Source organism: Trueperaceae bacterium (genome assembly GCA_036381595.1).
Lineage (GTDB): Bacteria > Deinococcota > Deinococci > Deinococcales > Trueperaceae > DASVCN01.
In genome coordinates this window covers 100,912-125,726 of record DASVCN010000024.1, presented here as the reverse complement: position 1 = coordinate 125,726, position 24,815 = coordinate 100,912, and the positions used below count along the sequence as shown (strand labels likewise).

The window sequence follows — 24,815 nt, the reverse complement described above, 5'->3', positions numbered from 1 at the left end:
CTCCTCCGAGTGGCTCGCACCGTCGGGGCGAAGAGGCCCGCGCTTCCTGCTCACGCGCGCCGCAACTCCGTGACCCTGTCCTCGCCGGCAACGATCGCGAGACTCGCCTGCTCGAGGAAGAGACCATGCTCGACGACACCCGGCAGCGCCTTGATCTCCGCAGCCAGGCCCTCCAGGTCGGTAGTCGCGACGACCGAACAGTCGAGCACCGGATTGCCGTTGTCGGAGGTGAACGGCTGTCCCTTGCGGAGCCTCAGCCGCGGCTCGAGCCCGAGCCGTTCGAGCAGGCGCTCGGTGCGGTTTCGCCCGAACTCCAGGACCTCCACGGGTATCGGCGTAGCTCGCGCCAGCTGTACGACGAGCTTGCTCGCGTCGCCGATGAGCACGAACCGTTGGGCCGCCGAAGCCACCACCTTCTCGCGTGTCAACGCTCCACCCAGGCCCTTTATCGCGCGCAGCCGGTCGTCGACTTCGTCCATCCCGTCGATCGCCAATGGTATTTCTTCGGCGGGTAGCTCCACCAGCGGGATGCCACAGGCGCTCGCCAGCTCCTCGCTCGTCCGTGAAGTGGCGACTCCGCGCACCCCGCTCAGAAGCCCCGTCTCGAGTCTGCTGCCCAACTCCTCGATGAGGTAGCGGGCCGTGCTCCCGGTACCCAGCCCGACGACCGTGTCGTTCTCGACCAGGTCGAGGGCGGCCAGCGCGGCCGCCCGTTTCTGTGCTTCGGGAGCGGCGGCGGTCTCGGTCACTTCTGCAGGACTGCCAACCGCTTGCGCACCCGCTCGACATGGCCCGTAGCCTTGACGTTGCGCATCGCTTCGGCGATCCGACCCTGGGGATCGATGATGAATGTGGAGCGAATAACGCCCACTACCGTCTGGCCGTAGATCTGCTTCTCGCCCCAGGCGCCGTAAGCCTCGGCCAGGGAGTGGTCTTCGTCGGTTATCAGCGGGAAGGGAAGGCTGTGGTTCTCCTGGAACTGCCGGTGGCTCTCGAGGGGATCAGGGGAGACGCCCAGGACTACCGCGTCCATCCCGGGCAGGGCGTCACGGAAATCGCAAGCCTCGGCGGTGCAGCCCGGCGTCTCGTCTTTCGGGTAGAAGTAGAGGACGACCCACTGGCCCCGGTAATCCTCGAGACGCTGGACCCCGTGCGTCGACTCCTTCTCGAACGTTGGTGCGGCCTCGCCGCTCGACACTTCCGTTGGCATGCCCAAGTCTATCCCGTCCCGACGGGAACGAGAGAAGTTCTCGATTCCCGGGGTCGCGGAGAGCGGGGTAGAGTGGAGGGCGTGCGCCCCCGACCTCCAAGCTTGCCTCGCCTGATCCTCGCCAGCGGCTCGCCCCGTCGACGGGAGCTACTGCGCGGTATGGGCCTGGAGTTCGACGTGCGGCCGGCCGACATCGACGAGACGCCGCTGGCCGGTGAGGCGCCCGAGCAGCTCGTGTCGCGTCTGGGCGCCGCAAAGGCCGAGGCCGTGGCGGCCGCTTCCGAAGCCGCCCTCGTGATAGCGGCCGACACCGTCGTGGTACTGGACCATGAGATCCTGGGCAAACCTTCCGGCGAAGCCGAGAACCGCGAGTACCTGGCTCGGCTCTCGGGCAGGGTACACGAGGTCTTGACGGGCCACGCCCTGCGCTTCAGGGGCAGCCGGGCCGAGCGGGTGGTCTCTACCCGAGTGCGATTCCGCCGCCTATCGGATGCCGAGATGGACCGTTACGCGGCGACCGGCGAGGGGCTCGACAAGGCCGGCGGCTACGCCATCCAGGGCCGAGGCTCGGCGTTGGTGCCGCACATCGACGGCTGCTACTTCAACGTCGTCGGCATGTCGGTGGCCACCGTGGTGGAGTTGGCCAGCCAACTGGGGGTGGAGCTTGTCTAGCCTCTTCCGCGCCTGGTACGTGTTCGTGGGCCTCGGCCTGCTCACCTTCGTGCTTACCGCTCTGGTTGGCCAGTTGCCGGCCGACCTCAGCGCCGCAGTCTCGTTGCCGCACGACATGCTCTATCGTCCCGGGGTGAAGTTCCGCTCGGCGCTCGCGGCGCTGGCAGACCGCAGCGACCTTCGGGCGAGGGTCGAGCAGCTCAGCGAGGAGACGGCGAGGCTGGAGCAGCTGAACCGGGAGTTGGCGCTGCAGGTGGAGCAGCTTCAGGAAGTGGTCCAGATCAGGGAGAATCAGTCGCCTGGGGTCGAAACCACGGCGCCGGTGATCGGGGTGTCGAGCGGTTCGGTGTTGCAGCGACTGACGCTGGGCAAGGGGAGGGTGGACGGGATAGTCGCCGACATGCCGGTGACCGCGCCGCAAGGTCTGGTGGGGCTGGTAACCGAGGTCGGTCGTAGCACCTCCTCGGTGCGGCTCGTAAGCGACATCGAATCGAGGGTCGGCGTCACCGTTCGCGGTCGCGGCGGCCAAGGCATCGCCATCGGCGAGGTGGGCGGCAGGATCCGGGTCATCGACTTCATCGAACGCGACCCGGTGAGCGTGGGCGACCTGGTCGAGACGAGCTCTTACGGAGGTCTCTTCCCGCGCGGGGTGCTGTTGGGTGAGGTCGTGGAAGTGCTGCCCAAGGACCCCAACGAACTGCGTCAGAGCTTCCTCGTCCAGCCGGCGGTCGACTTCTCGACCCTGCTCGAGGTCGCCCTCATCTCACCCCAGTAGGTTCACTTTCGCCGAGCGGGCACGCCGGCTGGCGACGTACTCCTCGGCCTGCCGGACGAGCCTCCATACAGGCGTCTCGCTCGAATCGAGCCTCAGGTGCTCGCCCTCCACCGCCCGGAACCGCTCCTTCAGCAGGGCGTACGCTTCGGGTCCGGCCTCGCTCAGCTTGCGCTTGCGGCCGACCCTCTCCAGTGTCGTCTCTTCGTTGGCGACCATATGGATGAGGACCAGGTCGGCTCCCGCCGCCCTGGCCGCGGCAGCGGCCTGCTCCCGGAAGCGGTGATTGCTGAACGAACCGTCGACGATCACCGTTCCCCCACTCTCCAACGCCGCGCCGGCACGCTTCAGCATCACCCGGTAGACCTCGCTGATGGTCTCCATCCGGTAGTCGCCTTTGAGCCCCAGCTCCGCCCTGAGCACGTCGCTGCTCAGGGCGGTGGCGCCCAGCCGCTTCGCCAGACGCTCGGCCAGAGTGCTCTTGCCCGAGCCCGGGAGGCCGAACACCACGATCAACTGGCTAGACACGCCTAGGCTGCACCGCGGCGGCTGCTCACTTCACGACCAGGTTGACGAGTCTGCCCGGTACCACGATCTCACGGACGAGCTGGCCGTCGGCGAGATAGCGGGCGACGTTCCGCTCCGCCTTGGCCGCCTCGAGGACCTCCGCCTCGAGGGCGTTCGCCGGCACTGTCACCTGTCCGCGAACCTTCCCGTTCACCTGGACGGCGATAGTGACGGTGTCGGCCACCAGCGCCTCCTCGTCGTAGTCGGGCCAGCTCTGCAGGTGTACCGAGCCCGCGCGTCCCGTGCGTTCCCAGAGCTCCTCACTGATGTGCGGGGCGATGGGCGCGAGGAGCAGGAGCAGGGCCTCCACCGCCTCGGCCCACTCGGGCAGCGCGCCCAGCTCGCGGCTCTTGAGCCGGCTCATCGTGTTCTGGAGCGTCATCAGCTCGGCGATCGCCGTGTTGAAGGCGAACGCCTCGAAGTCCTCGGTCGCCTCCTTGATCGCCTTGTGGACGGCGCGGCGCAACTCCTCCGCGTCGCCGTTGCCGGCCGGCCGATCCTCGGCCTCCTCCATCACCACGTTCCAGACCCGGTTGAGGAAGCGCGTTACACCCTCGATCCCCTTCGGATTCCAGGGTCCGCCCTGATCCCAGGGGCCGATGAACATCAGGTAGGCGCGCACGGAGTCGGCGCCGTAGGTGGCCACGAGGTCGTCGGGGTCTACGACGTTGCCGCGCGACTTCGACATCTTCTCGTTGTCCTCACCCAGGATCATCCCCTGGTTGCGGAGCCGCAGGAACGGCTCGTCGCTGTCGATGAGGCCCATGTCGCGTATGACCTTCGTGAAGAAGCGCGCGTACAGGAGGTGCAGGATCGCGTGTTCGATGCCGCCGGTATAGGTGTCCACCGGCGTCCAGCGCTCGGCCAGGTGCTTGTCGAACGGCGCCTCGTCCATATGAGGGCTCAGGTAGCGGAACCAGTACCAGGACGAGTCCATGAACGTGTCCATCGTGTCGGTCTCGCGCTTCGCCGGCTCGCCGCAGTTCGGACAGGTGGTGTTCAGGAAGCCCAGGTGGTGCTTGAGCGGGGACTCGCCTGTGGGCATGAACTCGACATCCTGGGGAAGTTCGACCGGGAGGTTCTCGAGCTTCTCCGGCACCACGCCACACGACTCGCAATACACCATCGGGATTGGGGTGCCCCAATAGCGCTGACGGGAGATCAGCCAGTCGCGCAGGCGGTAGGTGATCTTCCGTTCGCCGATGCCGCGTTCCTCGAGCCAACCGGTGACCTTCGAGATACCGCCATCGCCCTCGCCTTTGCCCGCCGGCGTGCCGTCGAACTCGCCCGAGTTCACCATCACGCCGTCGCCCGAGTACGCCTCCGTCATCGTGGTCCCGTCGAGTTCCCCGCCCGGGGGAGCGATGACCGGCACGATCTCGAGGCCGAACTTACGGGCGAACTCGAAGTCGCGCTCGTCGTGAGCCGGAACCGCCATGATCGCGCCGGTACCGTAAGTCATGAGGACATAGTCGGCTATCCAGATGGGGATACGCGCGCCGTTGACCGGGTTGACCGCGTAGGCGCCGATGAACTCACCGGTCTTCTCGCGCCCCTCGGCCTGACGGTCGATCTCGCTGGTCCTCTCGCTGCGCGCGACGTACGCCTCGACGGCGGCCCGGCGATCATCGGTGGTGAGCTTCGCGACCAACGGGTGCTCGGGGGCGAGGACCATGAAGGTGGCTCCCCAGAGGGTGTCCGGACGGGTCGTGAAGATCTCGATCGGGTCGCCCTGTTCGCTTTCGAACACCACCTGGGCGCCCTCGGAGCGGCCGATCCAGTTCGTCTGCATGAGCCGCACCCGTTCCGGCCAGTCGAGGCCGGAGAAGTCGAGCAGTTCGTCGGCGTATTCGGTGATCTTGAGGTGCCACTGCGGCATGAGGCGCCGCTCCACCAGCGCGCCACTGCGGTCGCCGCGGCCGTCGATGACCTGCTCGTTGGCGAGCACCGTCTGGTCGACCGGGTCCCAGTTGACGTACGACTCCTTACGGTAGGCGAGCCCGCGCTCGAACATCTTGATGAAGAACCACTGGTTCCAGCGGTAGTACTCCGGGTCGCAGGTCACCACCTTGCGGGTCCAGTCGAACATGGCGCCCATCTTGCGGAACTGCTGCTCCATGTAGGCGATCCGCTCGTAGGTGAGCCTAGCCGGATGGACCTCCTTACCCTCCCGTGCGGCGTTCACGGCGGCGTTCTCGGCGGGCAGGCCGAAGGCGTCGAAACCCATGGGGAAGAGCACGTTGAAGCCCCGCATGCGCCGGTAGCGGGCTGCGGCATCGGCCGGGGCTTCGGCATACCAGTGGCCCACGTGGAGGTTGCCGGAGGGGTACGGATACATGGTCAGGAAGTAGTAGCGCGGCCTGTCGCTCTCCAGGTCGGTGACGTAGATGCCCTGCTCCTGCCAGCGCTTCTGCCACTTCGGTTCGATCTTCGAGGGTTCGTAGCGGGTCGCCGACTTGGCCGGCGCTGCCGCTTCGCTGGTATTCGCCATGATCACTCCAGTATAGATGCTGACGCTTCTCCTCCTGGAAGCCAACGGAAGACGGCCCGACCAGGGTGGTCGGGCCGCGGCAGCCAGCAGAGAGTTCGGACTCGTGCTCCAGCTAGTGCCCGGCCCTCCCTGGTAGTCGCTGGCTGTACGCGTTCCGTTTCATCCAGAGAATGCTAAGCGGCTTCACTGGCCTTGTCAATCGAACGGACACCCTTCGCACCGGTACCCCGCACGCGCGAGCCCGTATCGACTCACAGCGTTCCTCCACCGCTGCAGCAGAGGATCCGGCCAGCCGGTTCGCCTTACTCCGACGTCTTGGCCCCCGGCGCCCCATGCTCGCTCACGGTGTCGGCCCAGCGGTCGACCTCTACTCCTGCCTCCTCGAGGGTGAGATCGTACTCGTCCTGCAGCGCCTCCATCAGCCGGGTTCGGTTCCCGGCTATCTGGCGGAGCGTCCGCTCGTCGAGCCGGGGCCAACGCCCGGCGGCGGCGGGCTTGAGCCGCTGCCAATCATCCTTGATCGTCTGCCAGTTCATAGCCGGTTCAGAGCATAGTCGAACGGCCCGTCCCGGACGGTACACTGGGCTCGTTTCGCCCGCGACGGCGGGCCGATGGTCGAGGAAGCCGCCACACTGGGCCGGTACAGGCACACTGGCGGGCCACCAGCTCTATTGGAGGACTCATGGACTACGACGTGATCGTGATCGGCTCGGGCCCAGGCGGCTACCACGCGGCTCTGCGGGCCGCCCAACTAGGACTGAAGACGGCATGCGTCGAAAGGGACGCCGTTGGCGGTGTGTGCCTCAATGTCGGTTGCATCCCGACCAAGGCGCTGCTCCATGTGGCGGCTAGCCTGCGCGAGGCGAAAGGGGCCGACGAGTACGGTATATCGTTCGGCAAGCCGAAGCTCGACCTGGAGCGGCTGATGGGCTGGAAGGACAGCGTCGTCAGGAAACTCACCGGCGGCGTGGGTCAGCTATTCAAGGGGAACAAGGTCGAGCTCATCGAGGGCGAGGCGCGTTTCACCGACCCGCACACGATCAGAGTGGGCGAGAAGAGCTACACGGCGAAGGCGTTCATCGTCGCCACCGGCTCCCGGCCGATCGAAGTCCCGGGTTTCGAGGTCGACGGTGAATCGGTGGTCGACAGCACCGGCGCCCTGATGGTGAGCGAGGTGCCCAGGCGTTTCCTGGCGATCGGCGGGTCGGCAATCGGACTCGAGTTCGCCGACGTGTACAACGCATTGGGCAGCGAAGTCACCGTAGTCGAGCTGATGGAGAGGATCGTGCCGACGGCCGACCCGGCCATCTCCAAGGAGCTCGCCAAGGCGCTCGAGAAGCGCGGCATGAAGCTCCGCACCGGCACCAAGGCTGGCGCGATGAAGCGGACCAAGGGTGGCATCGAGGTAACCCTCGAGACCGATGGCAAGACGGAGAAGATCACCGTCGACAAGATCCTGGTCGCGGTCGGGCGCCGCCCTAACGGCAAGGGAGTGGGGCTCGAGGAGGTCGGCGTGAACGTGGACGAGCGCGGCTACGTGCCGGTCAACGACCAACTGCAGACGAATGTCGAGCACATCTACGCGATCGGCGATGTTGCGCGCGCCCCGCTCCTCGCCCACAAGGCGATGAAGGAGGGGCTGGTCGCGGCCGAACACATCGCCGGCAAACCGGTCGCCTACGACACCGTCGTGCCCAGCGTCATCTACACGTCGCCGGAACTGGCCTCAGTGGGCATGACCGAGCAGGAGGCGAAGGACGCCGGCTACGAGGTCAGGGTGGGAAGCTTCCCGATGGCTGCGTCGGGCCGGGCCCTGTCACTGGGGGCCGCGGAGGGTCTCGTCAAGGTCGTGGGAGATTCGAAGACCGACTTGCTGCTCGGTTTCCACATGGTCGGGCCGAACGCAGGCGACATCGTCGCCGAGGCGGCCCTGGCGATCGAGATGGGCGCGACCCTCGAGGACGTCGCCCTCACCCAGCACCCGCACCCCACCATCAGCGAGACGTTCATGGAGGCAGCCGAGCACGCGCACGGAAGGGCGATACATATAGCGAACAAGCGTAGGTAGGGGTCGGCTGCGGCGCCTGGTTCTCCCCGACGTGGGAACCGTAGGAAGGGACCTGGCAGATGTCACAGAACAAGAAGGTTGTCGAAACCTACCTGGATGGATTTCGTAAGAACGATCATGCCCAGATACTGAGTTGCTTGACGGACGACATCGAGTGGACCGTGTTCGGCGCCTTCCGGCTTTCGGGTAAAGAGGCGTACGACGCCGCGATCGAGGGCGAAGGGTTCGTTGGGCCGCCTCAGCTCGAGGTCGTGCGCATGGTGGAGGAGGGGGATGTCGTGATGGCGGAACTCGAAGGAGCGGTGAGGCGCGACAACGGCGATGTGATGCGGATGTCGATGGCCGAGGTGTTCCGGATGCGCGACGGGAAGATCTGCGAGAGGCGCGCCTGGGTGATCGAACTCAAGGAGAACGACTACAGGTGATCGTTGGTGGACCTATGAGCGGGCACGAGTGATTCCGGTATCGCCGCGAGAGGATGCGACCGCACCTTCATGGAGGCCGCCAGAGACGAACGTCAGGTCGTGTAGTCGGCGTTGATCCTCACGTACTCGGCGGAGAGGTCGCAGCCCCAGGCGGTGCCACTGCCATCGCCGGCGCCCAGCTCGACATGGATGAGCACGTCGGGATCGGCGAGGGCACGGGAGACCTCGGCGGCATCGAAATCGACAGGTGACTCCCGGTAGACCGTCGTCCCCTGCAGCGAGATGGTCGCCTGGCCGGGGTCGAACTGAGCCCCGGAGCGCCCCAGGGCGACGAGGATGCGGCCCCAGTTCGGATCGTTCCCGTGGACGGCAGCCTTCACCAGCGGCGAGCCCGCGACCGCTCGGGCTGCCGCCCGCGCCTCCTCGCCGCTCCTCGCTCCTTCTACTTTCACGGTCAGCAGCTTCGTCGCGCCCTCGCCGTCTCGGGCTATCTTCTGCGCCAAGCGCCGGCACACGCCCGCCAGCGCCGCCGCGAAAGACCGCCACTCGGTCTCGGTTCGACCGCTCGAGAGCAACATTGCCATGTCGTTGGGAGAGGTGTCGCCATCCACCGTGATCTGATTGAAGGTGCGGGCGACGATCTGGCGCCACAGGTCGCGAAGCGCCTCCTGCTCCACCTTCGCGTCGGTGAGCACGAAGGCTAGCATCGTCGCCATGTTCGGATGGATCATCCCCGAGCCCTTCGCCACGCCAACGATCCGGCCACCTCCGGGAAGTTCGGCGGCGACCTCTTTCGTCACTGTGTCGGTGGTGATTACGGCCCGGGCGAAGTCGGCGCCATCGGAAGAGAGCGAGTGCGTGAGGTTCGGCAACCCCTGCCTTATGCCGTCCAGCGGCAGCGGGACCCCTACCACGCCGGTGCTGGCGGTGAGTACGTCGCTCCCACCGGAGAGGTGGAGGGCCGAGGCGACCATCCGCGCGTACTCCTCGTTGTCCAACGCCCCACCCTCCCCCGTGGCGCAGTTGGCGCTTCCGGAGTTGACCACGATCGCCTGGACCGGTCCGCCCGCCTCGAGGAGCGAGCGGTTCCGCTCGACGCAAGCGGCGTGGACCAGATTCGTGGTGGTGGCGAGGGCCCACACGGCCGGCTCGTCGGCGACCACCACTCCGAGGTCGTGACGGCCCGAACGCTTGAGCCCTGCGGCGATGCCGCCAGCCCTGAACCCCTGAGGGAGCCTCATGGCCAGCGCCCTTCCAGCTCGAGTCCCAGTGTCTCGGGCAGACCGTGCATGACGTTGAAGTTCTGCACCGCCTGACCCGCCGCCCCCTTGCCGAGGTTGTCGATGGCGGCGAAGGCGACCACCGTTCCGGTGCGCTTGTCGACGCGAACCGAAACGATCGTGCGGTCGCTGCCCGCCACCGACTTCGTCTGCGGAAGTTCAGCCTGCACGTGGATCATCGGATCTCCTGCGTAGTACTCGCGGTAGATCTCGAGCGCCCGCCCGGTACTCATGTCCCCGTCCCGCGGCCCGGTCGTGCACGTGGCCAGGATGCCCCTGATCATCGGCACCAGGTGGGGGTTGAAAGTCACGGGCAGAGGGTCGGCGGGCGTGTGTGTTAGGAGTGTCTTGCCCATCACCGCGGCCCGGCCGAGGGTCTGTTCGATCTCGGCCGTGTGTCGGTGTTCGCCGGCAACCTTGTACGGTTTGACGCTCTCGGCCGACTCGGGCAGATGGAACGCCTGCGCCGGCCCTCGTCCAGCGCCCGACACGCCGGTCATGATGGTCGCGTTCACCTGCTCCCCCAGTAACCCGGCGGCGGCAAGCGGTGCGAGCGCCAGGCTGGCGGCGGAGGCGTTGCAGCCGGGGCTGGCGATGAGGCTTGCCCCCGCCAACTCCTCGCGGTGGAGTTCGACCAGCCCGTAGCGCGCCTCGGAGTACAGCTCCGGATGCTGGTGCTCCTGGCCGTACCACCGCTCGTACACCTGCGGCGGTAGGCGGAAGTCGGCCGAGAGATCGACCACTCGCTTCCCAGCCGATCGCGCCTGGGCGACGAGCGGCGCCGTGGCGCCGTGGGGAGTGGCGGTGAACACCACGTTCCCGGCTTCCAGCGCCTCTTCGGGCGACACGAAGCGGGCATCGGTGAGACCGGCCAGGTGCGGCCAGCACGCCTCAAGCGGCTGACCGGCGAACGCCCGCGAGCCGAGGGCGACGACCTTGACCTCCGAGTGCCTCGAGAGGCGACGGATCAGCTCGGCACCGCCGTAGCCGCTGGCCCCCAGCACGGCTACCTCTATCATCAGACGAGGGCGTCCTCTGAGCCCAGCAGCGCGGTGAGGATGGCCTTATGGGCGTGCAGCCGATTCTCTGCCTGATCGAACACCCGGCTGCGCGAGTGGTAGACCGCCTCCTCGACGCACTCCTCGCCGTAGTGCGCGGGCAGGTCGTGCATGAATATCCCCCTGGGTGAGAGGTCCTCGAACCATTCCGGCGTGACCGTGTACCCGCGGAACGCCTGGCGCCGCTGCTCGGTGTCCTCCTCCTGACCCATCGAGATCCATACGTCGGTATAGAGGACGTCGGCGCCTTCGGCCGCCTCGCGCGGCTCGCGGACGATGTTCACCACGGCTCCGCGGCTCCTCGCCCGTTCGAGCACGCCGGCATCGGGGTCGTACCCTTGCGGGCAGGCGATCGTCAGCTCCGTGCCCCCCTGCATCGCCGCGAAGATGTGGGAGTTGCAGACGTTGTTGCCGTCGCCGACGAACGCTACCCGCAACCCCTCGAGCCCGCCGAAGACCTCGCGCATGGTCAGGTAGTCTGCCATCAGCTGACAGGGGTGGAGCATGTCGGAGAGACCGTTCACCACGGGAACATCGGCGTGGTGAGCCAGCTCGGTGAGGGTCGAGTGGCCGTAGGTGCGCGCCATTATCCCCTCGACCCAGCGTTCCAGGTTGTGGGCAACGTCCCGGATCGTCTCGCGGACGCCCCAGCCGATGTAGTTCTGCGAGAGCAGTACCGAGTGTCCACCTAGCTGGAACATGGCGATGTCGAACGTGGAGCGGGTGCGCAGTGACTGTTTCTCGAAGATCATCGCCAGCGTCTTGTGGCGAAGCGGTTGTGGCCGATCGCCCCGCTTCCAGGCCACCTTCAGGTCGATGGCGAGATCGAGGAGCGCAGCGAACTCCTCACGGCTCAGATCCTCGAGCGACAGCAGGTCCCGACCCCGGAGGGTTTCGACGTTGGCTAGCAGCACTGCGAGATGCAATCGTTGGACGACATTGTGGCTCCCTCTTGGCCGCGCTTGGGCGACCGTCGAGCGAGACTCTACCACGCTGAAAACTCGTTCAGGGCGCGGGTAGGGGCCAGCCGTGCGAGCGATCCGGGGTCGCGGCGACGCCGCCCGACCCGTCTGCCGGGCTCCAGCTTCAGATCGCGAGCAGGCCCAAGTACCAGCCGATGATGGCGTCGCCCTGGAAGAGCGCCACGAACGCGCCTACCACGAGGTAAGGGCCGAACGGCACCACCCTGTCGCCGCCGAGCAGGCGACCGGTCACTCCGCCGATCGCACCCACGATGAAGGAGAGGAATACCGCCAGCAGAAGCTTCTCCCAGCCCAGCATCGCGCCCATGACCGCGGCCAGCTTCACGTCCCCGAACCCCATCGCAACCGGTTCGTCGTCTTCGTCGCCGGCCAATGCAGGAGCCTCCACCTTGCCAGTGGCGTCGGATGGCGAAGCCTCCGGTCCGACCCGGCCGGTCAGTTCGGCGAACCACCAGTAGATCGCGCCAGCGATGGCAGCGGTGCCGGCAGCGGCGAGGCTGCCGCCCACCGCAACCAGCGGCGAAACGGTGAGGCCGGCCGCGGCGAGCAGCAGCGCGCCGAACCAGAGGGGCAGAACGAGCGGCTCCGGCAACCGCACGGGCCTGCGGGCGAGCAGGTTCACGACCAGCGACAGCAGCGCGCAGAGGGCGCCTGTCTGCCAACCGGCGAGCGCTCCCGCGAGGGCGGCGACGTTGACCTGGTCGAAGCCGATCGGCCAGAGACGCTCTCCGGTGTCCCGGAAGCGGCGAAGGATGAGCGCGCCCACGCGGTTGATGATTACGAGTACTCCGGCCCCGATACCCGCTCCCGCGACCGCGTTGGCCACCGTCGGCAATCCGGTGCCGGCGGGGAAGAGCAGTGGTGCGAGGAGCGCCACCGCGAGGGCCGGCAGCGTGAGAACGTCGGGAAGGGTGAAGGTATCGAGGTCGATCGCGGCCAGTATCAGCAGGACCGCGAAGAGAGCCGCCAGCGGCACGAAGGCGAGCCCTGCCTCGTGAGGCGGCCAGTTCCACCAGATGAGGACGAAACCGAGTGCCATGAGCCCCTCGACGATCGGGTAGCGGATGGAGATCGGCGAACGGCAGCTGCGGCAGCGGCCGCGTTGCACGAGCCAGGAGAGGATCGGGATGAGCTCGAGAGGAGAGAGCTCGTGGTTGCAACGGGGGCAGTGGGAGCCCGGGAAGGCGATCGATTCACGGCGCGGGAGCCGGTAGATGACGACGTTCGAGAACGAGCCTATCAGGGCGCCCAGGACGCCGGCGAAGATCAGGCCCAGGGGGCCGAGGTCGATTGGAGCGGGAGCCATTGATACACCTCTTCGCCTGCCCGCTGACCCTTCGGGATGCGGCGCAGCTTCTCATGATGCCGGTGTTACACTTAGCCCGCTATGAAACGACTCACCCTGCTGATCCTCGCTGTTGTCGCCATTCTCGGGGTGGCGTCGACCAACCTGACCGCACAGGAAACCGACACGAAGATCGTCTTCGTGAACTCGCAGGCGGCCATAGCCGCTCACCCGGCCGGCCAGCAGATCGCCGACCTCGAAGCCCAGGCCCGGGAGGAGATCGCCGGACTCCAGCAGAGCATCCAGGAGATCGCCAACAAGGCCCGGCAGGGCCAGCAGCTCACCCCCGAAGAGCAGGAGCGCTACCAGACGCTGGTGACCACGCTCCAGTCAGTTCAGCAGCGTTGGGAAGCCGACATCGCCGAGGCCGCGCAGCCGGCCGTCGAGGCCGTCGATCAGGCGATCAAGGCTATCGCCCAGGAGAACGGCTACTCGATCGTGCTCGATGCTGGCGTAGCGGGACCGCAGGGCACGAATCTGGTCGTCTACGCCCAGGAAGGACTCGATATCACCCCGCTGGTGATCGAGAGGGTGCAGGGACAACAGCAGTAGGCACACCAGCTGGACACGGCGGGCGGTCCCACGAGGGCCGCCCGTTCTCTCACGATTCCCTCTCGGCCCGCAGCTCCTGCAGGATCGACCTGTCGGCGTCGCTGAGTACGAGCGCCTCCAACAGGTCCGGGCGCCGTTCGAGGGTGCGCCTGAGCGCCTCCCGGCGGCGCCACTTCGCCACCAGCCCGTGGTGCCCGGAGAGGAGGATCTCGGGGACCGCCATCCCGTCGAACTCCGCCGGACGCGTGAACTCCGGGTAGTCGAGCAGCCCGGTGGCGAAGGAGTCCTGACGGTGGCTCTCCTCGTCCCCGAGCACACCCGGGACCAACCGGGCGGTCGCCTCGACCAGAGCCAGGGCCGCCAGTTCTCCGCCCATCAGCACGAAGTCGCCGATCGAGACCTCGCGGTCGACCAGCGTCTCGACGCGGGCGTCGAAGCCCTCGTAGCGCCCACACAGCAGGCAAAGGTGGGCCTTCCCGGCGAGTTCCGAAACGACGGCTTGGGTGAGCGGCTCGCCAGCGGGCGAGAGGAGGATCACCTCGTCGGGTGGCGGGTCCTGAGACCTCGCCTCTTCGATAGCCCGGGCGGCGACGTCGACCCTGATGACCATGCCGGCTCCGCCGCCGTACGGGGTGTCGTCGACCTTGTTGTGCTTGTCTAATGCGAATGCGCGCAGATCACGCACGTCCAGTTCGAGCAGGCTCGAGCGCACCGCCTTGCCCAGCAGGGCCTCCTCCCGCCACGGCTCGATCAGCTGCGGGAAGAGGGTGTAGACGGTGTACTTCACAGCTGCTCGTTCGGATCGATCAGCCCGGGCGGAGGGTCCTCGACCAGCACCTCGTGACGGGCGACCTGCACGTAGGGCGCGCGCAGCGGGATGAGAGCTTCGCCGCCCTCGGGCCGTTCTACCGTGAGCAGTTCGGCGCCGGCCACTCCGGCAAGGTCGGCGACCGTTCCGAACGGTCTGCCGTCGACGAGCACGGGAAGACCTCTGAGGGCATCGGCGTACTGGCCGCCCTCGGCTGGCGGCGGCAAAGACGCCGGCTCGGCGTAGACTTGCGCGTTCACCAGTGGCCGGGCCTCCTCCACCCGTCGAATCCCTTCGAACGACACGAGCAGGCTGGCACCGTGTGGTTTCACCTCAGCGATGGCCAGGACGCCGAGCCCGGTCACGAACACCTCTTCGAGCTCGAAGAGCGCTTCGCTCTCGGGCAACCCGAGTGAGCGGAAGTGGAGGGCGCCCTTCAGCCCGAACGTCTTGCCCAGCCGGCCCAGGAGCACGTAGCCTTCCGGCGGGCCCTCTGCTGCACCGGAACGGCTGGTCACTGTCGCTCGTCGATCTTGCGGCTCAGTCGATCAGTTGGACTTCTACCCGCTGGCTGCCGTCGGCCGCGGCCCGGGCGAGAGTCCGGAGGCTGTTGATGATGCGGCCGCCACGCCCGATGACCCTTCCGGCATCGTCGGGGGCGCAGCGGATCTCGATGCGGATGCCGCGGCCGTCGCGCTCGGCGTGAAGGGCGAGCCTCTCCGGCTCGGCGACCAAATTCTGGACGATGTAGGTGACGAGCTCGAGGGGCGCCATGGTGGGATGCTAGGCCTGGTCGGCGCTGCGCCGGCGGTAGCCTTCCGTGCGCTTCGCTCGGACCGAGGGCACTTCTACGCCGACCTTCTCGAGGAGCCGGACGGTCGTCTCGGTAGGCTGCGCTCCCTGCGCCAGCCAGTAGTTGGCGCGCTCGGTATCGATCTTGAGCGGCTCCGGGGTGGTCTCGCGGGGATCGTAGTGACCCAGCGATTCGATGTAGTCGCTGGAGCGCTTCTTGCGCGAATCGACCACTACTACGCGGTAGTGCGGGTTCTTCTTGGCGCCCATGCGCATGAGACGGATCTTCACCATAACTTCCACTTCCTCCGAACAGGGCTTGCCGTCCACTGGGGGCGGCGGCTCAAACTACGCATGCTACACCTTAACCGGTGCCAGCCGCCAGTGGCGTCGGCCGGCCGCTCCGCCGGCCTCGAATCGGGCCTCGGCGCCCAGGCCCAAGGGCATTCCCGCCGTCGGCGAACTAGTCCCGGCGGCATCCCCGCGCCGCCCCCCGGGCCCGTACCTCGGATCGTCAGCGACCCAGGCCAGGCGGCATCCCGCGGCCGGGAGGACGCCTGCCCATCTGCTTCATCATCTTCTTCATCTGCTCGAAGTTCTTCATCAGGCGATTGACGTCCTGAACGGTGGTGCCCGAGCCGGCGGCGATCCGCTTGCGGCGACTGGCGTTGAGGAGTCGAGGGTTCGTGCGTTCCTTCTCGGTCATGCTCGAGATGATCGCTTCGACCCGGGCGATCTCCTTCTCATCGATGTTGGCCCCCGCCGGCAGCATCTTGTTGGCACCGGGGATCATCTTCAGGATGTCGGTGAACGAGCCCATACGCTTGATCTTGCGCATCTGGGTGAGCATGTCCTGAAGGGTGAAGTCGGTGAGGCTGCGAACCTCCTCGGCCTCGTCATCGGCCTCCAGCGCCCGCGCTTTCTCCACGAGCGTGAGAACGTCGCCCATGCCGAGGATCCGTGAAGCGATCCGGTCTGGGTGGAACGGCTCGAGACCGTCTATCTTCTCGCTCATCCCCGCGAAGTAGATGGGCTTGCCGGTCACGTGCCGTGCGGAAAGGGCCGCCCCACCGCGGGCGTCGCCATCGAGCTTGGTGAGGATGAGGCCGGTGACGCCGACCCGCTCGTCGAAGCTCCTGGCCACCGGCAGCGACTGCTGACCTGTCATGGCGTCGACCACCAGCATCGCCTCGCGCGGTTCGAGCGCCTCGCGCAGCTCGGCGAGCTGATCCATCAGCCCCTCGTCGATCTGCAGGCGGCCGGCGGTGTCCACGATCACCAGGTCGCGGAAGTCCCGCTTGAGGTAGTCGTCGAGCCGCTCGCGGGTCCGACCCGCGGGCTCGTCGTCCTCCACCTCTAGTACCGGGACGCCGATCTGCTTGCCCAACACCTTCAGCTGGTCGCGCGCGGCCGGGCGCTGGGTGTCGGCGGCCACGAGCAGCGGCCGGCGGCCCTGGCTCTTGTAGCGGTAGGCGATCTTGCCGGCCGTCGTGGTCTTGCCGGCGCCCTGGAGGCCCATCAGCAGCCAGACGTTCCCCTCGCTGCGCACGTCGGGCTGCACCGACTTGCCGCCCAGCACCCCGATCAGTTCCTCATGGACGATGGATATGACCCGCTGGTCCGGACGCAGCGACATCAGCGTCTCGGAGCCCACCGCCTTCTCCTGTACCCGTTTGGTGAAGTCGCGGGCGACCTCCAGGTTGACGTCGGCCTCGAGCAGCGCCACCCGCACCTCGCGGAGCGCCGTCTTCACCTCTGCCTCGGTGAGTCTGCCCCGACCCTTGAGGCTGTCGAACACGGATTGAAGTCTGTTGCCTAGACTCTCGAACATAACTCTGAGCCCCCTCGGAAGCCGCCCACTACCGTACCGAGTGGACCCGGGAGGCGCAAGGTCAGGTTGGACGACGAGCAAGTCCTCGTGAGGCTCGAGTCGGTCCTCGACTCGGAACATACCGCGCCTACGAACCGGATGGGATGGTAGCATCCGGCACCGAAACGGAGGTACCGATGCGACTCATTATGGTGTTCGCTCTGCTGTTGACGGCGCACTCGTTAGCAGAAGGTGTAGTGCGCAGTGCTGTAACGACCAGGGACGTCCTCGACCTGTTCGATCAGGCCGTAGCCGTCGAGATCGAGATCCCCGACGACGCGACGACATTCCACCTCATCTATGGACGCGGAGGCATCAGCGCTTTCCTCGACCAGCATCCGATGCAGGGCCCGCCCAATGTCCTGCGGGTAGTAGCGTTCCTGCCCGATCCCGGCGAGGTCGACCCTTGTGCCGCCGGTGAAGCGCAAGCCACGGTCATAGCTACCCCAATCAGCGCCGCAGGTAGAGGCGGTCGGCATCTCCAGCGCGTCTGCGTGCCTCATCCCGAGAAGACCAGGATCACTGGCGTCCTGCGGGAAGTGATCGAAGGGAGCGCCCCCGAACTGGATGAGTGGATGCCTCTGCTCTTCCACGCCTGGCTCGTGAGAGAAGGATCGAACGCACCGGGAGCAGTCGATTCGGCTGTGGCGCTCGACAGTCACTTCACCATGCAGGTGAAGTTCGGCTCGCGTAACAGTACCGCCTTCGACTCGGAGGATGCACTCCGCCTGGACGAGTTCATCGACCTGCCTGTGCTCAGGCGATCGATCGAGAGGTTCGGCATCGCCCGCGAGTAGTCCAGCTGGCATGGCGACGCGGTGCCGACCCGGCGCCTGAGGGCTCGGCAGGCATGCCCCGTGACCACTGGTGGGCCGGTGCTAGACTCGAACCATGCCTAGAGTGTGGCTGGCACTGCTGTTATTCGGCGTCGCCGGCATCGCCTGGTCGCAGTCGAGCGTGCAGGAGCTGCTCACCGAAGCGAGGGCTTCGGCCCGCGAGGCCAGGGCGACCTACGACATCCATACCCCCGACCGGCGCTTCTGGGCCCGCGCTCTGGATCTGACCCGGCGCGCGCTGGTGCTCGAGCCGAACAACCTCGAAGCACAGCGGCTGCTGGCGACGACCTACAGCGAAGTGAACTGGTACGTGCGCGCCTTCGAAGCCTGGAACCGGTACCTTCAGGCGGGCGGCACGCTCGAACCGCAACCCGATGACGAGGGTCCGCCGCCGGCCCAGGCGTTCGCCGAGGCAGGCAATCAGCTCGGCTACTCGCGCTACCGCTCGGGGAACCTGGCCGCGGCCCTGGGTTACTACCAGGCGGTCATCAGAGAGGTACCGGAGAACGCCGAAGCGCTTTACTGGCTGGGGCGCATCAATCTCGAGCTGGATCAGCCGGAGGCGGCGCGCAGCTACTTCGAGCGGCTGTTGGCGATAGATCCCGGGCACGACACGGCCAGCTACTACCTGACCCTGATCTCGGAGCGGGAGCGGGTGGGAGAGGCGGCAAGCCGCGCCTACCGTGAGGGCCTCTCGGCCTACGAGGAGGAGCGCGTCCTCGACGCCTTCGAATCGTTCGCCCGGGCTGTCCGGCTGAACGACACTTTCGTCGACGCCGCCTCATGGGCCGGCCGCACCGCCCTCGAACTCGGTCGCCCGGCAACCGCCGCCGACTACTGGGAGCGGGTCCTCGAACTTCGACCGGGTGACGCGGCAGCGAAATACTTCCTCGACGTCGCCCACATGCAGGCCCTCTGGGGTGTCGAGGCGGGCCGGGCGTTCATGGAGGGGCAGACCGCTTACGCCCGAGGAGACGCAGCGGCCGCCGCCCAAGCGTTCGAGCGCGCTATCGAGGCCAACCCGCAGATGACCGAGGCGTGGGTCTGGGCGGCGCGCGCCAGCCAGGCGTCGGGGGATCCTGAGGCTGCCGTTCGCTACTGGCAAGAGGTGCTCGAGCGGAGGCCGGCCGACGAGGAGGCGAGTTACTTCCTCGAGGTGGCAAGGCAGCAGATCGAGTTCGGCAGCGAGGCGGGCATCGCCTTCGCCGACGCTGTGAGGCACTACCAGATGGCCCAGTTCGAGGAGGCCGAGTCGGGTTTCCGCCGGGCCGTGGAGGCGAACCCTCAGTTCGCCACGGCCTGGGGCTGGTTGGGCCGCCTCTACTTCACCCGAGGCGAGTACCGGCAGGCGGCCGAGGCGTACGGCCGAGCCTCGGAGCTCGAGCCCGGGAACGGCGACTACGCCTTCTTCGCCGAAGAAGCGGCCCGGTTGGCGCAGGAGCAGGGCGCCGTTGGCGGCGACGGTTGAAGAGCCGCGGAGTGGGATCGTGAGGACCGTCGTCCTGCGGGTCGTTGCTCTGGCGGTCCTGCTTCTGCTGGTCCTGGCTGCGGTGCTGACCATCCAGACCATGCGCCGACTGCCCGACACCCTTGTCTACTTCGTCGCCGTCGATCCGAACTCCTTCCACCTGGAACCCGTGGGCCGGATGAGCAGGTCCGACGCGCCCGAGGAGAGAGCGCGGGATGCAGTGCGGATGCTGGCCCAGGGGCCCAGCGAGGCCGAGCGGGCGCGGGGGCTCAGCAGCGTCGTGCCCGCGGCTACCGTCGTCAACGACGTACGGTTCGACGACGGGATCGTGAGCGTCGACCTCTCCCGGGAGTTCGAGATGGGGGGTGGCAGCGCCGCGATGCAGGGCCGCTTGTTCCAGCTCTTCTACACGCTCACTCAGCCCGCCGACGTGGATGGCGTGGTCCTCCTGATCGAGGGGGAAGAGGTGGAACTCTTCGGCGGCGAGGGGTTGATCGTTGAATCGCCCTGGCTTCGTTCCGAACACGAGACGCTGCCTGTGTGGTAGCGGCGCCGCTACCTCGCCTCACGTCACCTTCGGCCCTCCTGGGCGCGACTACACTGGCTTCGTGACACCTCGGTCGCGGTTACTGCCGCTCCTGGCCACATTCGTGGCGCTCGCCCTGCCGTTCGCCGCCGCCCAGGTGGGGCAGGCGAGCGCGCGGGCCGAACGGAGCCGGACCTTCGAGGCGCTGGTGGAGGTCTTCAGTCGCTACTACTGGGATCCTGGTTATCGGGACTGGGACGAGTGGGCCGACCGTTACCGCGAGCGCGCGCTCTCGGCCGGCAGCCGTGAGGCGTTCGACCTGGTCCTTTCACAGATGGTCCGCTCGCTCGGTGACGAGCACTCGGTATGGCTGGGCAGGCTGTCGTTCGCGGAGGGTGCCGAGCTGGGCGCCGGCGATGAGTCGCGCTTCGGCTTCCAGGCGCGGTTGCTGAGGGGCAGCGGTCTGGTGGTCGAGAGGGTGTTCCCGGGCAGCGCCGCCGACGAGGCGGGCCTCCGCCGGGGCGACCTGATCGTGGCGCTGGACGGGAGGGACCTTAGTGGCTCGTTGCCCACGCCGCTCGTCTGGCGACTTCTCGCGTCGGCCAGCCAGCGGCAGACCGCCGAGTTCGAACTGCTGCGGGGCGGTGTGCGCCTGCGACTGGAGCTGACTCCGATGCCGTTCCCCGTCGAACTGGCCCGCGACATGCCGCAGGGCGAGATGCTGGCCGAGCATCTCGGCTACATCTACCTGCCCAGTTTCAATCGGATGGACGTGGGCGAGAGGGTACACGAGCTGGTCGCCCAGCTGAAGGAAGAGGGGATGACGAGCCTCATCCTCGACCTGCGTGGCAATCCCGGGGGGCGCATAGGTGAGTTGGGTCTCACCGTGGGCGCCTTCGTCGAGGGCAACTGGGCGCGGGCGACGAGTCGAGGCGAGATCGTCTGGGAAGGGCGTTACGCGGTACAGGACGGCATCGGCGCTGTGTGGCTCGAAGACCCGCACGGCCGGGTCCTGCTCAGGCGCTTCGTGCGTGAGCCGGCGCACTTCGACGGGCCGGTCGCGGTCCTGGTGGACAGCAGCAACAGCAGCGCCGGCGAGCTGGCCGCCCTGGTCCTCCAGGAGCAGGGTGTCGCGCGCGTGGTGGGCGAGCCCACGGGAGGGAACGTCGAGGCGGTGCAGAGCTTCGATCTTCCCGATGGCAGCATCGTGATGGTGGCCGTGGCGAACCTGGTGAGCGCGAGCGGCGTCGACTTCTCGGAGGGCGTCACCCCGGACGTGCAGGCCAAGAACGACCTCGAGGAACTGGCGCGCGGCTACGACGCGCCGCTGGCGCAGGCCGTCCGCCTGTTGCGGGGCCTGCCGTTCACCCCGAACCGCTACTTCGGTGGAGTGGCGGCGAGATGAGCCCGCCTTCCAGATTCGAGTGAGTGGAACCGCCCGACGCCAGCTCGACGCGCCACGCGGGTTATCCTTCGCGCCAGCGTGGAACCTAGCGAGAGCCTCCGGTCGCTGCCGACACCCTCTCTGATCCTCGATGAGGGGCGGATGCTGCGGAACGTCGAGCGGCTTCGCCAACGCCTCGCCGGCCTGGGCGTCGTCTCGCGGCCCCATCTCAAGACCGTGAAGTCTGTGGACGCAGCCCAACGCATCGTTACCGACGGGAAAGCGACGGTCTCGACCCTGAAGGAAGCCGAGGTCTTCGCCAGGGCCGGGGTGCGCGACATCCTCTACGCGGTGGGCATAGCACCCTCGAAACTGACTCGGGTGCTCAAGCTGCGCCGGGAAGGCTGCGATCTGAGCGTGGTGCTGGATTCTCGCGAGCAGGCCCAAGCTGTTGCGCGCGCCGCGCGTGAGTCCGATGACCCTATCCCCGTGTTCATCGAGATCGACAGCGACGGTCACCGATCGGGCTTGCGGCCGGCCGATCCCGAAGTCGTCGAGCTGGCTAACGTCGTCTCGGACGGGGGTGCGGAACTGCGCGGGGTCGTCACCCATGCCGGGGAGAGCTACCATGCAGTCGGTGCCGAAGCCCTGGCAGCGTTCGCCGAACGCGAACGCCGGGCCGCCGTCACCGCCGCCGAGCGACTAAGGGCGGCGGGCCACCAGGCTCCCGTCGTGAGCGTGGGCTCCACTCCTACCGCCCATTTCGCCCGTGACCTCACCGGCGTTACCGAGGTCCGCGCCGGTGTCTACGCCTTCTTCGATCTGGTGATGGCCGGCATCGGCGTCTGCGCCCTCGATGACATCGCCATCTCCGTGCTCACGACCGTCATCGGCCATCAGCGCGAGCGCGGCTGGACGGTCGTGGACGCGGGCTGGATGGCTCTCTCTCGTGATCGAGGAACTGCCGACCAGCTGGTCGACCAGGGGTACGGCGTCGTCTGCGACCTGGAGGGTGCGGTGCTGGGAGACCTCATCGTCGTGAGCACCAGCCAGGAGCACGGCATCGTCGCAGCACGGGAGGGCATCGAATCTCGCTTGCCGGAGCTGCCCGTGGGGACGCTCCTGCGCATCCTCCCGAACCATGCCTGCGCGACCGCCGCCCAGTTCGACGGCTACCAGGTCCTGCCGGCCCACCGTTCGGGCGAACTCGGATACTGGCCTCGCTTCCGGGGCTGGTGAAGAGCCCGAACGAACCGCGGGCTCGATCGTTCACTGATTTCGGGTGGTGCGCCCGGCAGGATTCGAACCTGCGGCCTTTCGCTCCGGAGGCGAACGCTCTATCCGACTGAGCTACGGGCGCGCGAAGTGGCCGGCGGTGCTGCCGGGCCGTCCGGAAGGCGGCCGCAAGTATAACACGGGTGAGCAGTGGAGTCGCATCTGGAGCGACCGCCGGGGTCCGCCCCGATCGCCCCGCCTAAGCGTTCTCACCGGCGCCCTGTGATACATTGCTGCGCGTGAATCGAGCCGGCGAAGACCGGCAGTCGTAACCCCAGCCAGCGGCAGAAAGCCGGTACCACTCGGCAACTCTCGGGTCGCTGTGCGCGCTCGCATGTTGGCTGGACCCGGTCACGACCAGTTATCTGCACCGACCGTCGCGAAGCCCCCAAACGGAAGGGTGCCTGCGGCGCCGAGGAGGAAGAGTAAGGCATGAAGCTCAGCAGGCGGACCAACACCATCATTCTCTGGGTCATCTCGATCGGGTTGCTGGTCGGCATGGTCATCACCTTCACCCCCAGCCTCGGCAACCTGGGCAGCGGCCTCGCAGATGGTGGCCAGCCCGCCCTGATCGTCAACGGCGAGACGATATCCGACATCGAGGTGGCTCGGGTGCGGCAGAACCCGCTGTTCAGCTCGGTCACGGAGGGGCAGGTGGGGGAGGACCTCGAACTGCTCCTCGTCAACCAGCTGATCCGTCAGGAACTGTTAGACCAGGCGGCCGCTCGGACCCGAGTGTCGGGCCGCGAGGTACGCCAGCGGGTCGATGAGTTCCGCGAGTCTCAAGGTGTCGCCGGGCGCCGCAACGATCAGGCGTACAAGCAGCTCATCGGCCAGGCCGGCTTCACCGATCAGCAGTTCCGCGACTACATCGAGGAGCAGCTCCGCAGGCAGAAGTACGAAGAGAACCTGATCGAAGACGTCGAGGTCACGGACGCCGAGGTGGAGACCTTCTACCTGGCGAACCGGGATCTCTACCAGAGCGAGGAGCGTATCGTCGCGCGAGCGATCGTAGTGGACGACGCCGAGCTCGCGGAGGAGCTGCGCCAACGCGTCCGGGCAGGGGAGAGCTTCGCCGAACTCGCCGGCGAATACTCCGAGGAGTGGGCCGACAGGGGTGGCGCCCTCGGCGCGCCGCAGGGCTCGAGCGAGCCCGAGCCGGTCGGCCGGGCAGCCTTGCCGCAGGCCGTCTCCTCCGCAGCGTTCTCCCTGCGAGGACCAGGGCTCACCGACGTCATCGAGAGCGGCGGTCGTTTCTACCTCGTGCAGGTGGAGGAGTTCGTCCCCGAGAGCCCGCGTCCGTTCGAAGAGGTCGCCGATCAGGTTCGTGAGGACGCTCTTGCCGCCAAGCAGGCGGGAGTCGTGCAGCAGCACATCGAGGAGCTTCGGCAGGAAGCGCAGATCACCATCCCAGAGGGCAGCGAGCTCGAGTACGAGGATTATCCTGTGGCTCGAGTGGGGGACGAGGAGATCATGGCCTCGGAGCTAGCCCTCGCAACCTACAGCAGTCAGCAGATCCAGCAGAATCTCAACCCTCAGCTTGCGCCGCTCATCGTCGAGTTCTTCAAGCCGACGATCTTGGAGAACCTCATCGAGCAGAAGCTCGCCTATCTGGGCGCCCAGCAGTTGGATGCCGACTTCGTGGGCAGCGAGGCCCTGGTCGCGCAACAGGCCCGCGACTACGTGAGCCGCGACGCAACCGTCGAAGAGGAGCGTGTTCAGGAGTTCTACGAGGCGAACACCGGTCGCTACGTCGTTCCGGCTCAGGCCGACGTCACCCGTGTGGAGTTCGAGTCGCAGGAAACGGCCGAGTCGTTCCGCGCGTCGGTACTGGAAGGAACGGAAGTCGAGGCCGCGGCCGAGGAGCAGGGCGGTAGTATCACTGACCTGGGTACGGTACGCGAGGGTCAGCTGGAGGAGGCGCTCGACCGGGCCCTATTCGCCACCGATGCCTTCGAACCGCTGCCCGGGAGCGAACTCGAGGTGTCCGACGTCCTCGTTCTCGAGACCGAGGTACCTGCAAAGGAGTCCACGGAGGAGACCGCAGAGGAGACAACGGAGGAGACAGCAGAGGAGCCGGGCGACGCCGCCGGCGAGGAGGGTGAGGAAGCGGCTGCCGAAGAGCCGCAGACCGAGGAGACGTTCGTAGTGCTGGTTGCCGAACGCACGCCCGAACGGGTGCGTCCGCTGGCCGAGGTCCGTGAACAGGTCGAGCAGGCGGTGCTGGCCCAGGAGCGGGCTCAGATCGAGAGCGAGTGGCTGGACGGCCTCCGCGAGGAGATCGAGGTGGAGAACCTGCTGGCCCAGGCGCGTGAGGAGGCGGCCGCAGCCAACGAGAGCAGCGAGCAGGATGCTGCCGAGGAGGCTCCGGCCGAAGCCGACACGGAGCCGGCACAGGAGGGCGAGGCAACCGAGGCGACCGAGGGACAGTAG

Annotated in this window: 25 protein-coding genes and 1 tRNA gene; 11 read left to right on the top strand and 15 right to left on the bottom strand. The window is 67.3% G+C overall.

Translation table 11 applies throughout. The features are described 5' to 3' along the window. Window positions 1-50: 50 nt before the first annotated feature. The gene (rpiA, locus tag VF168_08725) at window positions 51-749 is read right to left on the bottom strand and encodes a ribose-5-phosphate isomerase RpiA (protein HEX7004257.1); all 699 of its coding nucleotides are present in this window, start codon (window positions 747-749) and stop codon (window positions 51-53) included. Further along, window positions 746-1,210 carry a peroxiredoxin gene (locus VF168_08720; GenBank protein ID HEX7004256.1) on the bottom strand — a complete coding sequence of 155 codons (465 nt, stop codon included), beginning with the start codon at window positions 1,208-1,210 and terminating at the stop codon, window positions 746-748. The genes rpiA and VF168_08720 overlap by 4 nt, the downstream gene beginning before the upstream one ends. An 81-nt stretch (window positions 1,211-1,291) precedes the next feature. Between VF168_08720 and VF168_08715 the strand changes: the two genes are divergently transcribed. Next, window positions 1,292-1,882 carry a Maf family protein gene (locus tag VF168_08715; protein ID HEX7004255.1) on the top strand — a complete coding sequence of 197 codons (591 nt, stop codon included), beginning with the start codon at window positions 1,292-1,294 and terminating at the stop codon, window positions 1,880-1,882. Next, window positions 1,875-2,657 (top strand): rod shape-determining protein MreC, encoded by a 783-nt coding sequence (gene mreC / locus VF168_08710; protein ID HEX7004254.1) that lies wholly within the window; start codon window positions 1,875-1,877, stop codon window positions 2,655-2,657. Before VF168_08715 ends, mreC begins: the two co-directional genes overlap by 8 nt. On the opposite strand, the gene VF168_08705 is transcribed toward mreC, so the two are convergent. The 3 genes from VF168_08705 to VF168_08695 form a co-directional block, all read right to left on the bottom strand. Continuing rightward, complete coding sequence (locus tag VF168_08705; protein ID HEX7004253.1) at window positions 2,646-3,182, bottom strand: AAA family ATPase; 537 nt, start codon at window positions 3,180-3,182, stop codon at window positions 2,646-2,648. The two genes, mreC and VF168_08705, sit on opposite strands and share 12 nt — an antisense overlap. 25 nt (window positions 3,183-3,207) lie before the next feature. Then, window positions 3,208-5,712 (bottom strand): leucine--tRNA ligase, encoded by a 2,505-nt coding sequence (gene leuS, locus VF168_08700; GenBank protein HEX7004252.1) that lies wholly within the window; start codon window positions 5,710-5,712, stop codon window positions 3,208-3,210. A 302-nt stretch (window positions 5,713-6,014) separates the two neighbouring features. Further along, window positions 6,015-6,248: a hypothetical protein gene (locus VF168_08695; GenBank protein ID HEX7004251.1), complete on the bottom strand. Its 234-nt coding sequence runs from the start codon at window positions 6,246-6,248 to the stop codon at window positions 6,015-6,017. Window positions 6,249-6,394: 146 nt separating this feature from the next. On the opposite strand from VF168_08695, the gene lpdA reads away from it, so the two are divergent. Together lpdA and VF168_08685 are read left to right on the top strand one after the other, a co-directional pair. Continuing rightward, complete coding sequence (gene lpdA / locus VF168_08690) at window positions 6,395-7,780, top strand: dihydrolipoyl dehydrogenase (protein ID HEX7004250.1); 1,386 nt, start codon at window positions 6,395-6,397, stop codon at window positions 7,778-7,780. 59 nt (window positions 7,781-7,839) lie between these two features. Continuing rightward, entirely contained in the window at window positions 7,840-8,205 is a 366-nt protein-coding gene (locus tag VF168_08685; GenBank protein HEX7004249.1) for a nuclear transport factor 2 family protein, read from the top strand. Window positions 8,206-8,297: 92 nt separating this feature from the next. Here VF168_08685 and argJ read toward each other — a convergent pair whose 3' ends face one another. The 4 genes from argJ to VF168_08665 all read right to left on the bottom strand — a co-directional run bounded on the left by argJ (window position 8,298) and on the right by VF168_08665 (window position 12,832). Next, entirely contained in the window at window positions 8,298-9,446 is a 1,149-nt protein-coding gene (gene argJ / locus VF168_08680; protein ID HEX7004248.1) for a bifunctional glutamate N-acetyltransferase/amino-acid acetyltransferase ArgJ, read from the bottom strand. Beyond that, window positions 9,443-10,504, bottom strand: coding sequence for an N-acetyl-gamma-glutamyl-phosphate reductase (gene argC / locus VF168_08675; GenBank protein HEX7004247.1), 1,062 nt, complete (start codon window positions 10,502-10,504; stop codon window positions 9,443-9,445). Before argC ends, argJ begins: the two co-directional genes overlap by 4 nt. Next, entirely contained in the window at window positions 10,504-11,469 is a 966-nt protein-coding gene (gene argF, locus VF168_08670; protein ID HEX7004246.1) for an ornithine carbamoyltransferase, read from the bottom strand. Before argF ends, argC begins: the two co-directional genes overlap by 1 nt. A 160-nt stretch (window positions 11,470-11,629) precedes the next feature. Beyond that, window positions 11,630-12,832 carry a prepilin peptidase gene (locus VF168_08665; protein ID HEX7004245.1) on the bottom strand — a complete coding sequence of 401 codons (1,203 nt, stop codon included), beginning with the start codon at window positions 12,830-12,832 and terminating at the stop codon, window positions 11,630-11,632. Between the two features lie 81 nt (window positions 12,833-12,913). Here VF168_08665 and VF168_08660 point away from each other — a divergent pair, with 81 nt between their 5' ends. Further along, on the top strand, window positions 12,914-13,423 hold the full coding sequence (locus VF168_08660) for an OmpH family outer membrane protein (GenBank protein HEX7004244.1): 510 nt from the start codon (window positions 12,914-12,916) through the stop codon (window positions 13,421-13,423). A 49-nt stretch (window positions 13,424-13,472) separates the two neighbouring features. Here the strand turns inward: VF168_08660 and trmD are convergent, their stop codons facing one another. The 5 genes from trmD to ffh form a co-directional block, all read right to left on the bottom strand. Continuing rightward, window positions 13,473-14,210 carry a tRNA (guanosine(37)-N1)-methyltransferase TrmD gene (gene trmD / locus VF168_08655; protein ID HEX7004243.1) on the bottom strand — a complete coding sequence of 246 codons (738 nt, stop codon included), beginning with the start codon at window positions 14,208-14,210 and terminating at the stop codon, window positions 13,473-13,475. After that, the gene (rimM, locus tag VF168_08650; protein ID HEX7004242.1) at window positions 14,207-14,749 is read right to left on the bottom strand and encodes a ribosome maturation factor RimM; all 543 of its coding nucleotides are present in this window, start codon (window positions 14,747-14,749) and stop codon (window positions 14,207-14,209) included. The genes trmD and rimM overlap by 4 nt, the downstream gene beginning before the upstream one ends. A 22-nt stretch (window positions 14,750-14,771) precedes the next feature. Then, window positions 14,772-15,005 carry a KH domain-containing protein gene (locus tag VF168_08645; GenBank protein ID HEX7004241.1) on the bottom strand — a complete coding sequence of 78 codons (234 nt, stop codon included), beginning with the start codon at window positions 15,003-15,005 and terminating at the stop codon, window positions 14,772-14,774. Window positions 15,006-15,014: 9 nt separating this feature from the next. Further along, window positions 15,015-15,317: a 30S ribosomal protein S16 gene (gene rpsP, locus VF168_08640; GenBank protein ID HEX7004240.1), complete on the bottom strand. Its 303-nt coding sequence runs from the start codon at window positions 15,315-15,317 to the stop codon at window positions 15,015-15,017. Between the two features lie 220 nt (window positions 15,318-15,537). Continuing rightward, window positions 15,538-16,854: a signal recognition particle protein gene (ffh, locus tag VF168_08635; protein HEX7004239.1), complete on the bottom strand. Its 1,317-nt coding sequence runs from the start codon at window positions 16,852-16,854 to the stop codon at window positions 15,538-15,540. A gap of 176 nt (window positions 16,855-17,030) precedes the next feature. Between ffh and VF168_08630 the strand changes: the two genes are divergently transcribed. The 5 genes from VF168_08630 to VF168_08610 all read left to right on the top strand — a co-directional run bounded on the left by VF168_08630 (window position 17,031) and on the right by VF168_08610 (window position 22,346). Beyond that, window positions 17,031-17,690, top strand: a complete 660-nt coding sequence (locus VF168_08630) for a hypothetical protein (GenBank protein HEX7004238.1) — start codon at window positions 17,031-17,033, stop codon at window positions 17,688-17,690. A gap of 94 nt (window positions 17,691-17,784) precedes the next feature. Next, window positions 17,785-19,197 (top strand): tetratricopeptide repeat protein, encoded by a 1,413-nt coding sequence (locus VF168_08625; GenBank protein ID HEX7004237.1) that lies wholly within the window; start codon window positions 17,785-17,787, stop codon window positions 19,195-19,197. Between the two features lie 19 nt (window positions 19,198-19,216). Next, window positions 19,217-19,744, top strand: a complete 528-nt coding sequence (locus tag VF168_08620) for a GerMN domain-containing protein (GenBank protein ID HEX7004236.1) — start codon at window positions 19,217-19,219, stop codon at window positions 19,742-19,744. A gap of 61 nt (window positions 19,745-19,805) precedes the next feature. Next, window positions 19,806-21,128, top strand: a complete 1,323-nt coding sequence (locus tag VF168_08615; protein HEX7004235.1) for a S41 family peptidase — start codon at window positions 19,806-19,808, stop codon at window positions 21,126-21,128. Between the two features lie 78 nt (window positions 21,129-21,206). Then, entirely contained in the window at window positions 21,207-22,346 is a 1,140-nt protein-coding gene (locus tag VF168_08610; GenBank protein ID HEX7004234.1) for an alanine racemase, read from the top strand. Window positions 22,347-22,390: 44 nt separating this feature from the next. Here the strand turns inward: VF168_08610 and VF168_08605 are convergent. Beyond that, window positions 22,391-22,467, bottom strand: a tRNA-Arg gene (locus VF168_08605). 347 nt (window positions 22,468-22,814) lie between these two features. On the opposite strand from VF168_08605, the gene VF168_08600 reads away from it, so the two are divergent. Next, window positions 22,815-24,815, top strand: coding sequence for a peptidyl-prolyl cis-trans isomerase (locus VF168_08600; GenBank protein ID HEX7004233.1), 2,001 nt, complete (start codon window positions 22,815-22,817; stop codon window positions 24,813-24,815).

Coding starts and splice junctions, on each gene's coding strand:
- VF168_08665 (HEX7004245.1), bottom strand. CDS start 12,832: ATGGCTCCCGCTCCAATCGACCTCGGCCCCCTGGGCCTGATCTTCGCC.
- rpsP (HEX7004240.1), bottom strand. CDS start 15,317: ATGGTGAAGATCCGTCTCATGCGCATGGGCGCCAAGAAGAACCCGCAC.
- ffh (HEX7004239.1), bottom strand. CDS start 16,854: ATGTTCGAGAGTCTAGGCAACAGACTTCAATCCGTGTTCGACAGCCTC.
- argJ (HEX7004248.1), bottom strand. CDS start 9,446: ATGAGGCTCCCTCAGGGGTTCAGGGCTGGCGGCATCGCCGCAGGGCTC.
- VF168_08630 (HEX7004238.1), top strand. CDS start 17,031: ATGCGACTCATTATGGTGTTCGCTCTGCTGTTGACGGCGCACTCGTTA.
- VF168_08600 (HEX7004233.1), top strand. CDS start 22,815: ATGAAGCTCAGCAGGCGGACCAACACCATCATTCTCTGGGTCATCTCG.
- VF168_08720 (HEX7004256.1), bottom strand. CDS start 1,210: ATGCCAACGGAAGTGTCGAGCGGCGAGGCCGCACCAACGTTCGAGAAG.
- VF168_08660 (HEX7004244.1), top strand. CDS start 12,914: ATGAAACGACTCACCCTGCTGATCCTCGCTGTTGTCGCCATTCTCGGG.
- lpdA (HEX7004250.1), top strand. CDS start 6,395: ATGGACTACGACGTGATCGTGATCGGCTCGGGCCCAGGCGGCTACCAC.
- VF168_08695 (HEX7004251.1), bottom strand. CDS start 6,248: ATGAACTGGCAGACGATCAAGGATGATTGGCAGCGGCTCAAGCCCGCC.
- VF168_08625 (HEX7004237.1), top strand. CDS start 17,785: ATGCCTAGAGTGTGGCTGGCACTGCTGTTATTCGGCGTCGCCGGCATC.
- VF168_08645 (HEX7004241.1), bottom strand. CDS start 15,005: ATGGCGCCCCTCGAGCTCGTCACCTACATCGTCCAGAATTTGGTCGCC.
- leuS (HEX7004252.1), bottom strand. CDS start 5,712: ATGGCGAATACCAGCGAAGCGGCAGCGCCGGCCAAGTCGGCGACCCGC.
- argC (HEX7004247.1), bottom strand. CDS start 10,504: ATGATAGAGGTAGCCGTGCTGGGGGCCAGCGGCTACGGCGGTGCCGAG.
- VF168_08685 (HEX7004249.1), top strand. CDS start 7,840: ATGTCACAGAACAAGAAGGTTGTCGAAACCTACCTGGATGGATTTCGT.